The organism is Paenibacillus sp. FSL E2-0190, from assembly GCF_037992965.1.
In the GTDB taxonomy this organism is placed as follows: Bacteria; Bacillota; Bacilli; order Paenibacillales; family Paenibacillaceae; genus Paenibacillus_AQ; species Paenibacillus_AQ odorifer.
Genome location: NZ_CP150306.1, coordinates 2,380,338 through 2,392,522, shown reverse-complemented (window position 1 = coordinate 2,392,522; position 12,185 = coordinate 2,380,338). Strand labels below are relative to the sequence as shown.

General features: G+C 45.4%; 8 protein-coding genes and 1 tRNA gene. 3 read left to right on the top strand and 6 right to left on the bottom strand.

The features are described 5' to 3' along the window. Positions 1-8: 8 nt before the first annotated feature. A tRNA-Leu gene (locus NST25_RS10110) sits at positions 9-92 on the bottom strand. 237 nt (positions 93-329) lie between these two features. Here NST25_RS10110 and NST25_RS10105 point away from each other — a divergent pair. Next, positions 330-1,091 (top strand): methyltransferase domain-containing protein, encoded by a 762-nt coding sequence (locus tag NST25_RS10105; RefSeq protein WP_076184332.1) that lies wholly within the window; start codon positions 330-332, stop codon positions 1,089-1,091. Between the two features lie 92 nt (positions 1,092-1,183). Here NST25_RS10105 and NST25_RS10100 read toward each other — a convergent pair whose 3' ends face one another. Continuing rightward, positions 1,184-2,362, bottom strand: a complete 1,179-nt coding sequence (locus NST25_RS10100) for an MFS transporter (RefSeq protein WP_248549329.1) — start codon at positions 2,360-2,362, stop codon at positions 1,184-1,186. 286 nt (positions 2,363-2,648) lie between these two features. Between NST25_RS10100 and NST25_RS10095 the strand changes: the two genes are divergently transcribed. Beyond that, positions 2,649-4,364: an ABC transporter ATP-binding protein gene (locus tag NST25_RS10095; RefSeq protein ID WP_076125049.1), complete on the top strand. Its 1,716-nt coding sequence runs from the start codon at positions 2,649-2,651 to the stop codon at positions 4,362-4,364. Positions 4,365-4,702: 338 nt separating this feature from the next. On the opposite strand, the gene NST25_RS10090 is transcribed toward NST25_RS10095, so the two are convergent. The 4 genes from NST25_RS10090 to NST25_RS10075 form a co-directional block, all read right to left on the bottom strand. Further along, a complete protein-coding gene (locus NST25_RS10090; protein ID WP_340393903.1) occupies positions 4,703-7,018 on the bottom strand; it encodes an endo-1,4-beta-xylanase in 2,316 nt (771 codons plus the stop codon). Between the two features lie 646 nt (positions 7,019-7,664). Beyond that, entirely contained in the window at positions 7,665-8,015 is a 351-nt protein-coding gene (locus tag NST25_RS10085) for a hypothetical protein (RefSeq protein ID WP_340393902.1), read from the bottom strand. 255 nt (positions 8,016-8,270) lie between these two features. Then, a complete protein-coding gene (locus tag NST25_RS10080) occupies positions 8,271-9,716 on the bottom strand; it encodes a DEAD/DEAH box helicase (protein WP_340393901.1) in 1,446 nt (481 codons plus the stop codon). An 86-nt stretch (positions 9,717-9,802) separates the two neighbouring features. Continuing rightward, positions 9,803-10,456, bottom strand: coding sequence for an HD domain-containing protein (locus NST25_RS10075; protein WP_036679342.1), 654 nt, complete (start codon positions 10,454-10,456; stop codon positions 9,803-9,805). 354 nt (positions 10,457-10,810) lie between these two features. Between NST25_RS10075 and NST25_RS10070 the strand changes: the two genes are divergently transcribed. Beyond that, on the top strand, positions 10,811-12,088 hold the full coding sequence (locus NST25_RS10070) for a histidine--tRNA ligase (protein WP_076191292.1): 1,278 nt from the start codon (positions 10,811-10,813) through the stop codon (positions 12,086-12,088). Positions 12,089-12,185: the final 97 nt, after the last annotated feature.

Genomic DNA, 12,185 nt, shown 5'->3' with positions numbered 1-12,185 from the left:
TGATAGGATGCGGTCAAGAGGACTCGAACCTCCACGATATTGCTACCACTGGCACCTGAAGCCAGCGCGTCTGCCAATTCCGCCATGACCGCATATTATGTAACTGGCGACCAAAACCGCCTGTACATAATACTATACTCCCTCTGCATTTAAAACGCAAGGTTTTTGTGTTATTGAAATAGGCTTCATATAGACTCATAGGTATAACCAATCAATATTATTCAGTTTATATATTTCTATTATAAAGCCTCCTATGGTACAACATAGATAAAGTAAGGCGCTATGACGGAGATGTCGGAATAATCGATCAATAGAAAGGATGAATACTTATGAACCAACAGTGGAATACCCAAACCTATGATACTGATATGGCCTTTGTGTCTCAGTTTGGAGAATCATTGATTGAGCTGCTTCACCCACAGCCAGGCGAACAGATTATCGATTGGGGCTGTGGAACCGGGGATTTGGCGGCAGCCATTGCTGCTAAGGGCGCCACTGTGACAGGTATTGATGCCTCTGCCGAAATGATTCAGACAGCCCGTGACAAGCATCCCCATCTAAGCTTTGTCTTAGCTGATGGGCAAACTTATGTCGCGGAACAGCCAGTCGATGCTGTGTTCAGCAACGCTGCCCTTCACTGGCTAACAGACGCAAACGGAGCGGCGGCGTCCATTGTTGCCAGCCTGCGGGTAGGCGGCCGTTTCGTGGCCGAGTTCGGTGGACTGGGCAATATTGCTTCCATCGTCGCTGGCCTTCCACAAGCTTTTGCAGCCATTGGCTGTAGTCATAAGCTGCATTTGCCCTGGTACTTCCCAAGCGTTGGCGAGTATGCAACTCTACTAGAGAAGCACGGACTGACCGTGGACCTCGCCCTTTGTTTTGACCGGCCAACACCACTGGAAGGCTTGGAGCAAGGATTTCAGCGGTGGCTGAATACTTTTGCCGATGGAATCTTAAGTGTGCTCACACCGACCGAACGCGCAGAAGTTCTCTCTTCTATGGAACAGAAATTGAAATCCAAGCTATATCAGGACGGCCGCTGGGTAATGGATTATCGCAGAATCCGGATTGTTGCTTACAAACGAAGCTAGAATAGATAAGAAATACTTCTCATGTTCAATAGTCAAAAAAAGAGTGCACTGGCGCTTAATACGCGCTAGTACACTCTTTTTTACACGGGATCCTATTTTCTGTCTCCAACATACCGATCACTGCCAGCGCCAAGCCCGACAACCATCAACAGTACACTTGCACCCAGCAGTAAAATCAATGGCACCGTCCAGCTGTTCGTTACATCATGCAGCCAGCCGAATAATGCCGGTCCCATTGCTGCCAGTACATAACCCACAGATTGGGCCATTCCTGACAGCTCCGCCGCTTCTTGCGTGCTTCTTGTTCTTAGACTGAAGAACATCATCGCAAGACCGAAGGCAAATCCTCCGGCAATACCAAAGCATACCGCCCAGACAGCCATTAAAGCGCCGCTGCCTTGCCAGATGCCACCTAATGCGATGAAATAAAGAACAGCAGTGATTATAACTAGAATACGTTGGTTCTTCATCCGGCCTGCCCACAGCGGTACGAAGAAAGTAAAGGGTAGCTGTGCCAATTGCATGAGCGAGAGAAACCAACCCGCATTACTCGACGACATTCCCCGTTCACCGAGGAGAACCGAAAACCAGGCAATAAAGACGTAATAAAGCAGTGACTGTAAGCCCATAAAGATCGTGACTTTCCAAGCAAGAGATGAACGCCACATATTTTTGCTTGAGGCTGCACTCTTAGAGCCGGTTCCTTGATTAAGCTTACGCATTTGCGGAATCCAGAACACTGTTGCTAGAGCTGCGATCATAAACCAGATGGCCAAGGTCCCTCTCCAACCGAATCCAGCATTCGTTGCCAGCGGTACACTAATTCCTGAGGCAATAGCTGCGCATAAATTCATAGAAACCGTGTAGATACCTGTCATTAGCCCGATTTTGTGAGGAAACTTCCCTTTAATAAGACCTGGAAGTAGTACATTACACACGGCAATGGATAATCCAAGTATAGCAGTACCTGTGAACAACAGACCTGCTCCAGATCCCGAGCGAATTAGAATTCCCATAGCCAGCATGACCATGGCAACTAATAACACATTAGCTAAACCAAAACGGCGGGCCAGCTTTGGAGCAAACGGGGACAAGATGGCAAAAGCCAATAATGGTAAAGTAGTAATAGCTCCTGCTAGAGTATTGGATAAGCCGAGGTCATCCTGAATCAATTGTATTAATGGACCCACAGAAGTAAATGGAGCCCGCAGCGCTGCAGCGATAAAAATAATTCCCAGCACAAGTAGCCAGCGATCATATTTGCTGTCCATTAAGCTATTATTCTGAATGTGTCCTTCGCTTTGTGAAGCTTTCATCGTGTATCCTCCTAAATTACAAACAAATAACCCCGCCAAGCACAGAGCTTGTCAAGGATTTGAAATATTTTAAACACTATGAACCATCATCTACTATTCTATTAGAAGTTACAACCCTTAAGTAATTTTATACCCGAATTATTGACAAAACCGCTGACCATCTTTAGTATCCATATCATCGGGTAGTTGAGAATCAATTTCATTTGAACTCATATTTAAACCACAGAAAAGAGTGAACAGAATGCTTCGAAGATTTTTTTCCTACTATCGTCCGTATAGAAAATTATTTATATTGGATTTCTCCTGCGCTGTTTTTGCGGGACTGCTAGAACTGGCTTTTCCGGTAGCCGTCAATAAATTTATTGATGATTTGCTTCCTGGTCAAGATTGGCCGCTTATTCTTATCGCTTGTGTTGCGCTGCTGGCGATTTACGCCTTAAATACGGTGATGCAGTATATTGTCACTTACTGGGGTCATATGCTGGGCATAAATATCGAAACTGATATGCGCAAAAAAATGTTTGACCATATTCAGAAACTCTCGTTCCGATTCTTTGATAATAATAAAACAGGCCATCTAATCGGAAGAATCACCAATGACTTAAATGATATCGGCGAAGTGGCGCATCACGGTCCTGAGGATGTATTTATTGCAATCATGACCCTTGTCGGAGCCTTTCTCCTAATGGCTGATATTAATCTGAAGCTGGCGATTATTACTTTTATTATCGTTCCAATTATGGCTTGGGTAATCATCTACTTCGGCCGCAATATGACTTCAACTTATCGCCAGCTATTTGGAAATGTAGGCAGTTTCAATGCCCGTATCGAAGATAATGTCGGCGGGATTCGGGTCGTGCAATCTTTTGCCAATGAGCAGCATGAACAAGAGCTATTCGCAGTAGATAATCAAATGTTCCGCAAAACAAAACTTATGGCTTATAAAATCATGGCTAGAAGCTTGTCCGTCAGCTATATGATGACCCGCCTCATTACCATCCTGGTGATGATCTGCGGCGCATGGTTCTTTATCAATGGCGAGCTGCAAATCGGTGAATTTGTGGCGTTTATCTTGTTGTCTAATATCTTCTTCCGCCCTATCGAGAAAATCAATGCCGTGATCGAAAGTTATCCTAAAGGAATTGCCGGCTTCAGACGTTATCTGGAGATCATTGACACGGAACCTGACATCAGTGACAAACCGGATGCCGTGGAGATCAACGCTTTGCGCGGTGATATTACATTCCAGGATGTATCTTTTGGATACGAAGAGAATCGTCCGGTTCTGCAAAATATAAGCCTTAACGTAAAGGCTGGCGAAACCATTGCCTTTGTTGGGCCGTCCGGCGCAGGCAAAACAACAATCTGCAGCCTGCTTCCGCGCTTCTATGATGTCACAGCCGGGGCCATCACGATTGATGGCATCGATATCCGTGACATGAAGCTGGAATCGCTGCGCAAACAAATCGGGATCGTGCAGCAGGATGTTTTCCTGTTCTCCGGGACAATTCGCGAGAATATCGCCTATGGGAAACTGGATGCAAAGCTGCCTGAAATCTGGGAAGCTGCGCGACGTGCTCATCTGGAGGAGCTCATTCAGAATCTGCCAGATGGAATGGAGACAGTCATCGGGGAGCGCGGTGTGAAGCTGTCCGGTGGACAAAAGCAGCGCCTGGCTATCGCTCGCATGTTCCTCAAGAATCCGCCGATTCTGATTCTGGATGAAGCTACTTCCGCGCTGGACACAGAGACCGAAGCCGCGATTCAGCAATCCCTGGCTGATCTGTCCGTAGGCAGAACCACACTCGTCATCGCTCACCGTTTGACGACAATCAAAAATGCCGACCGGATTATGGTCGTGAATGAAGAAGGAATCGCTGAACAAGGCAGACATGAAGAATTAGTCCATGCTGGTGGAATTTACAGCCGTCTGCATCAGGCACAATATAACTTTTAAAAAGTAATTTGCCACAGCTGGGCAAAAATGAAGCAAGCCTAGTCACCATGTTTTTGGCGACTAGGCTTGCTTTTTCACGTAACTCCTCTGTTTGCAGCAAACGTGATGCTTGATTAAGGAATTCCTCCCTAATTTTCTTTGGTTTATTGCTCTAATCCTTGCAATCAGGGAAAACCTCCCGCAAATTCACCCCAATTTGCTCATAATAGTGGAATTCAAGCGATATTTAGGGAGGATTTCCCTGAAAAGCTAAGTAACCAGCATAAATCAGCTATATTCAGGGAGGTTTTCCTAAAAATTAAAAACGACACAATTAAAGCTCAGTTCCCCTAGTTTCGCTATTGCGGCTCTGTTCCCCATACCAGCACTCCGTTCCGATAAAGGGTCACCTTGTTCCAATCCGCATAAGCGGTCTGAAGTGAATTAAACGAATAATCATTGGCCTCGTTAAAATTGCTCCAATCTGTCTTGTGTATCCGGGTCTGAATATCCCCGGAAGTTCCTCCAGCGGCAAGCATGCCCGCACCTGCGTTGAATTTCACTTCCAAATAGTAATCTGCTCCCGTTCGAGGCGTGTCCAGCTTTACAAAACTGCCTGCTACCTTGCTGTTGCCGATCTGGGCATAATCGCAGAAAAAGGATTGCGGCTTGTCTCCATCGATCGTATACCAGTAACGGATGCTCAGCTCGCTAAGATCGACTGCAGTTGTGCCGTTATTTTTAATATTAAAATAGGGCTTCATCTGGTTGTCATTTGGGTTAGTATCCGCTGTCCGATACGCCACTGCAAGCCCGGTGACCGGTTCGACAGGCCCCGAGCCTTGCGGTGTAGCCATCGCTTGTACAGAATTGCTGCTCGTACCCGCACTATTGACAGCATTCACAACATAATAATAAGTCGTTCCGTTGCTAACCGCCGCATCGCTATAGCTCGTCCCGGTAGCCGTAGTCAGAGTGGTATAAGGGCCACCACTCGTAAGTGACCGTTTCACCGTATAGGAAGTTGCGCCCGCCGAGGTGCTCCAGCTAAGATTCACGAGCCCATTGCCTGCAGCTGCATTCAAGTTAGCAGGAGCTGCTGGAACTACGGGAGCTGCCACTGTCTCCAATACAGACCAGTAGGCCGGCTTAGATTGAAGGCGCTCATCGAACAATAAAGGCCAATTGTTACGGGCTACCGGATAAGTGCGCAACCAAGTATTACTGTCATCCTTCCCCCAGAGAGTGACATTCGTGACCGTATCCGTGTGCCGCAGGAAGATCTCAAATAATGATTTGTATAAAGCCGCTTGGCGCTGCTTCAAATTATCAGGGAAGATCTCATAGGCTTGAGAATTATCAGAATACACACTAATATCCAACTCAGTAATATGGGTTTCCAGCCCTAAAGCCTTGAATTTGATAATCGAATTCTCGATTTCAGAGAGCGATGGATAATACAAGCTGATGTGCGTTTGATGCCCTACTCCGTCAATAGGAACCCCTTTGGCCTGAAGTCGTACAATCAGATTGTATAGCGCCTGGCTTTTGACTGGCTCATGCGTATTGTAGTCATTGATGAACAGTTTTGCATTAGGATCAGCTTCATGAGCGAACTGGAACGCCTTCTCAATATACTCTTCACCCGCGATCTGGTACCATAGGCTGCGGCGCATGCCATCCGATTGTGAAGTGTCAATCACTTCGTTGACGACATCCCAAGCATAGATTTCACCTTTATAACGTTCCATAACAGTCTTAATATGACTCTTCATTCGCTCATATAACACCGTTTTGGAGACCAAATTACCGCTGGCGTCACGGAACACCCAATCCGGTGTCTGCGAATGCCAGACTAGGGTATGTCCACGTACCTGCTGTCCATTTGCGGTGGCAAAAGCTACTGCCGTGTCAGCTTCAGCGAAATTAAACACACCTTCCTGCGGCTCCGTGCTGTCCCATTTCAGAACATTTCCTGGCGTCACACTATCAAAATGCTTGGCCAACAATTGCCGATCCGGAGCTGTCAGCAGCTCACTATTCGTAAACGCCGAGCCGATCAGAAATTTGTTTGCAAACACATCCTTCAGCGAAGGAATCGCATCCTCGATGACAATTGGACCGAGATCCGGTAGCTTTTCCAATCGAAAATCATCCAAATAAAAAGAAGTTGTCGCGCTACCCGGCACTTCAAAATAAATAGAAAGCTGATCTGCCGGCTCCAATAGCTTGTACTGCGCCTGAAGCTTCACCCAACCGTTCGCTGTCACTGCACCAAAGGTCAAATTGTCATAATGAATGGTAGAAGGTAATGTCCGCTGCAGTGACATATAGATATTCGCGTTAGATGATCCGGCAGGCAGCTTCACCCATCCAATAAACACATAAGTTTGTCCTACTTCCAGCTGGCTAGTCACATCCAGTGAAGGTCCATGCCACGTTTTTGTTCGGCCGCTTACCTCCAGGCCATATGTGCCGCTGCGTGCCGCATCTGTTTTGGCTGTAAGCACCTCAACTTCCCCACGTCCATTCCAGCCCTGAACAGTGCCATCTTCAAAATCGCTTTGCTGAATAAGCGTGTTCTCCGCATGTGCGGGTGCAGCCCAATACACAGGTACAAGCAAACATAAAACCAAAACAAAATTAAGCGCTTTCAAAAAAGTTCCTTTTTTCATCGCTTCGATTCTCCCTTCTGAATTAGGTTCGAACCTTATGGCTTCGTTTCTTCCTGTTCCCCGATACCGCTCGGGCCACACCACCTTCCTCATAAAAAAAATCAGAGCCTATCCTCAGGGGGAACCAAGCTAGGCAGGTCATCCGTGAAGTATGGGCTCTATATCGCCATAATATCACATTTGTTTCCATTTATGGAACGAAAATAAATTATTTTCGATCTTATTTTACTTAAGCTGAACGGATCTGCGTTATCAGCTCCATTTAGCGCCGAAAAAACCCAAGAGACGACACCATTATGGTGTTGTTCCTTGGATTACATAACATGCTGACTGAATGTACGGGAATTTTACCGTACAATTCGGCGTTTCCAGCAGGATCAGCGCATTGTACGGGAGTTCTACCGTACATTTCGGCGTTTCCAGCAGGATCAGCGCATTGTACGGGAGTTCTACCGTTCATTTCGCCACTTCCAGCTGGATCAGCGCATTATACGGGATTTATACCGTTCATTTGGACGTTTCCAGCAGGATCAGCACATTGTACGGGAGTTCTACCGTTTATTTCGCCACTTCCAGCTGAATCGACCAATTGTACGGGATTTTTACCGTTCATTTCGGCATTCCTAGTATGTACAAGAACATTATGCTAGTCAGCTATTGATTTTTCTTTCGTTACTATCATGATCAGTAGTAAAAAAATCAAAACTAGTTGAATACCTAAATATATTATAGGAAAAAAATAGATAAGACTTATCTGATCAAAGTCAGTTTTAATATCAAAAAAACTTAAATCAACAACCCCTGAACCTCTAGACTCTTTTCCTTGTAATTCTTTTAAATAAAATAGAATTCTCGTGCTAGGAACAATACTAATAACTAACCAAGAAATGTTGTACCTAAGCTTTTCCGTCTTTAAAGCTATCTTGCAAGACACATTCAGAAGAATTATTGGTGCTGCATACATTATAAACATTTGTTTTACTACTTCTACTTCCAACTTCCCCGTTTTCATTCCCAAATGGTGACTTGTAGGAGTACTTTCATCCTTGTGCTTCTTAATTCACCTTTCAATCTATCACCTCTCACAAGTTATATTCTAGTTTCTATAATTTTACAATGAAAAAATGGAGATACTGAGATACAACAACAAATAAAAAGAGAGCCGTGTTGTGAACACGACTCCCTCTTCATATAAACCGCATCAGTAGCGGCATATTTGCAAGGAGCTTAGCAATAAGCTGTCATCCTTGATTTATTTTTTCGCAATATGAACCTTCAGCTGCTTGCCCTTCACGGTGGTCTCTCTCATCGCTTGCAGCACCATTGCGCCTTTACCGTTCAAAATATCCACATAGGTCACATTGTCCTGAATCGAGATAATCCCGATATCTTCGGCGGAAATACCTTCAAGCTTTGCTATTGTGCCGACAAAATCGACGGCTCTTAGCTTCTTTTTCTTGCCGCCGTTGAAGTATAGCTTCATAATCTCTTTGTTTAAGCTTTCGCTTTTGTCCTTCTTGCGGACAGGCTGCTTATTGATCTTCTGCTCGAACGCTTCCTTTGCGTAGGCCACTGCGTCGTCCGAAGGTGCTTTCATATGCGGAATGCTGAAGCCAATATAGCTTTCGATTTCAGTTACCCACTTCTGCTCATTCGGAGTGACAAAAGTGATCGCTTTACCTGTCTTGCCTGCACGCGCGGTTCTGCCTGTACGATGCACGTAGCTTTCTTTTTCCAGTGGAATATCGTAATTAATCACATGGGTGATATTCTCGATATCAATCCCTCTAGCCGCCACATCGGTAGCGATTAAATAGCGGAATTGCCCTCTTTTAAAAGCATTCATGACCTCAAAGCGCTCATCCTGCTCCATACCCCCGTGGATCTTATCACAAGGATATTCCAGATCCGCCAGTCCTCTGAATACAGCATTCACCTGCTCTTGCGTACGGCAAAAAACAATACAGCTATCCGGATTCTCCACCGTTATGATATCGCTTAGCAAAGAGAATTTGGCAGCTTGTCTCACTTCAATCAACGCATGTTCAATCGTAGCCGTCGTAATTCCACTTGCCTGAATCTCGATATCCGTTGGATCGCTCATATATTTTAGGCACAAATTCTTAATGACTTCGGGTAAGGTAGCTGAGAATAACATCGTTACTCGCTCTTTGGGCAGCTGCTTAATGATCTTCTCGATCTGCTCAATAAAGCCCATGCTCAGCATTTCGTCAGCTTCATCGATGATCAAATATTTGATTCGATTTAGCGGAAGTGTGCCTCTTTCAATATGGTCAAATACGCGTCCAGGCGTACCTACGACAACATGTGTTTTTTGCGTAAGCTCTATCTTTTGAGGGGCAAAGGGCTGCTTGCCGAAAAGAGCAACTGCTTTAATCCGTTTAAAACGTCCGATGTTCGTAATATCCTCTTTCACCTGCATCGCAAGCTCCCGAGTTGGCGTAAGAATCAAAGCCTGCGGCTTATTCTCCACCCAATCCACCAGATCGCAAAGCGGAATACCATAAGCTCCCGTCTTGCCACTGCCTGTTTGCGATTTCACAATCAGATCCTTTTGCTGCAAAGCCACAGGAATTACCTTGCTCTGTACCTCCGTAGGTGTCATAAATTTCAGAACATCCAGTGCATTAATTATCTCTTCGTCTAACTCATAATCTCTAAATTGCAATTCACTCATCGTTCAACCTCTTCTATGCCGATTGTTCTGGTTAAAGCGGAAACTCCGCGATCCTTCCATCTTGTGCATACTTATCATTATAACAGTTATTGGCGTCCTTGATTCCATTCCTTATAGAACTGGTCCAGAAAATTCAACATGAAATCATGCCGTTCTTCCGCTAACTTGCGTCCATAAGCCGTATTCATTAAGAATTTTAGTTTCAACAGCTTCTCATAAAAATGATTCACAGCCGTCCCCTTGCTATAATCCCTGTATTCCTTTTGCAGCGACTCCTCGCGTGGAGCCACTTCTGGATCATAAGCCGGACGTCCCTTTGCGCCTGAGAAAATAAAGGTTCTGGCAATGCCAATCGCGCCAAGTGCATCTAGTCGATCTGCATCCTGCACCACTTGACCTTCCAGAGTCTGCATAGGTTCTCCTCCACCACCACTAAAGGACATTGTTTCAACGATCAGCATGATATGACGAATTTGCTCTTCCTCTGTAAGGTTTGCCGTGAGCCAAGTATGGACTTTAAGCAGACCTGCTTCTTTTGACGGATTAAGCTTCTCGTCTGCAACATCATGCAGCAAGGCTGCCATCGTACAGATAAAAACATCCGCACGCTCGATCTCAGCAATTTCACATGCTGTGCTGCGGACCCGATGGGTGTGCCACCAGTCATGCCCCGTAGTATCTTGTCCCAGTTGTTCTTTCACAAATTCTTCCGCCCGGGCTATTATTAAAGGTTGATTCATCGTCAACAAGCTCCCCTCGCCTATGAAATATCGAAGCCCTATTATAGCTGATTGCCTGTCCATTCGCCTACTAAAAATCTTCGTTATAACAAATTCTTACTTGCACGACTCCAAATGATCCGCTATAATCGGCAGTAATCAAAATGTCGAAGGGAATTGATTCTGATGAACACCATAACAATCATGCTGAATCAACTTCATTATTATCACAAACAGCGTTAGCAACCCTGAAATTCTCAGGGAGGCTAACGCTACTCGCGTTGGCCTCCCTGCGGCATAGATCACGCGCAGGACCATGAGGTCCTGCGCGTTTTTTTATTTCTAAACTATGCCAATTCAAAGGAGCTACTAACGATGCAAAACATTAAAGGAACTTATGATTACTTCGGAAAAGAGCAGGCGCTCAGAAAGAACATTCAAAATACGCTGCAGGATTTGTTCGAACTCTATGATTTTGAATCCATGGACACCACATTATTAAATGAACTGGAGTTATTAACCTCGAAATATGCAGGTGGGGATGAAATTCTCAAGGAGATGTACCAACTAACCGATCAAGGTAACCGCAAGCTGGGCTTACGATATGATCTGACCATCCCTTTTGCCAAAGTGATCGCTTTAAATCCCGGAATAGAGTTCCCCTTCAAGCGTTATGAGATCGGAAAAGTATTCCGTGATGGTCCCGTGAAACGTGGGCGCCTGCGTGAATTTTTGCAATGCGATGTGGATGTTGTTGGTATTTCAGGACCTGAGGCGGAAGCTGAATTGATGCAGCTGGCCACAGAAGCTTTTCGCAAGCTGGACATCCCGATCATCCTAAAATGGAACAACAGACGTTTTCTCGGTGAGATTCTGGAATCGCTGGGTGTACCTGCCGAGAACCAACTGTCCGTTATGCTAACCTTGGATAAATTAGAAAAAATCAACCTCAGCGGCGTGAAAAATGAATTGATCAGCAAGGAAATAGATCCTACAACCATCGCTGCTATTCTAGAACTTATTGAAATGGACAATCCAAGCTTTGAGCAGTTATGCCAAAAATATAGTCTTACCGGACAACCGGGAGCAATGGAGGTTCTTGTCCTGCAAAAGCTGCTCCAAGACATTCAGCTGCAGCAGACTTGCCGTTTCGATCCCTTCTTGTCCCGCGGGCTTTCTTTCTACACTGGAACCGTCTACGAGATCTTTGATGCATCCGGTTCCTTTACCTCAAGCTTGGGTGGTGGAGGCAGATATGACGCTATCATCGGACAGCTAGTGGGCAGAGAGGATATTCAATATCCTACGGTTGGCTTATCTTTTGGTATGGAGTCTATCATGGCGCTCCTTGCAGAACGTCCTATCCAAGAGCGCAAGACAGCAGAGGTTATGGTCATTCCGATTGGCGAGACGCTCCCACAGGCTTTAATTGCAGCCGCCGAGCTCCGTGCCTGTTCTATCCGGACCACTCTGGTATCCGGTAAAAGAAAACTTAAAAAGCAACTCGCCACAGCCTCATCCAAAAAAATCCGTTACGTTATTCTGATCGGCGAGAGTGAATCCAGTGTGGATAAGGTGCGGCTGAAGGATATGAAGGAACAAACAGAGGTTATAGTTCCATTAGATGAAGCTATCTACCTTATTACTGGCTAAACTGCTGCCTGATATCCTCCTAAAAAGATCTGCATAAAAAAAGACCCCGCCGGCGACCGGCGGGGTAAAGTCTATATATAAGGGAGGTTATACATGT

Bases quoted from the DNA above. Each gene is read 5' to 3' on its own strand.
- NST25_RS10080 (WP_340393901.1), bottom strand. From the start codon at position 9,716: ATGAGTGAATTGCAATTTAGAGATTATGAGTTAGACGAAGAGATAATT.
- NST25_RS10100 (WP_248549329.1), bottom strand. From the start codon at position 2,362: ATGGACAGCAAATATGATCGCTGGCTACTTGTGCTGGGAATTATTTTT.
- NST25_RS10090 (WP_340393903.1), bottom strand. From the start codon at position 7,018: ATGAAAAAAGGAACTTTTTTGAAAGCGCTTAATTTTGTTTTGGTTTTA.
- NST25_RS10070 (WP_076191292.1), top strand. From the start codon at position 10,811: ATGCAAAACATTAAAGGAACTTATGATTACTTCGGAAAAGAGCAGGCG.
- NST25_RS10105 (WP_076184332.1), top strand. From the start codon at position 330: ATGAACCAACAGTGGAATACCCAAACCTATGATACTGATATGGCCTTT.
- NST25_RS10075 (WP_036679342.1), bottom strand. From the start codon at position 10,456: ATGAATCAACCTTTAATAATAGCCCGGGCGGAAGAATTTGTGAAAGAA.
- NST25_RS10095 (WP_076125049.1), top strand. From the start codon at position 2,649: ATGCTTCGAAGATTTTTTTCCTACTATCGTCCGTATAGAAAATTATTT.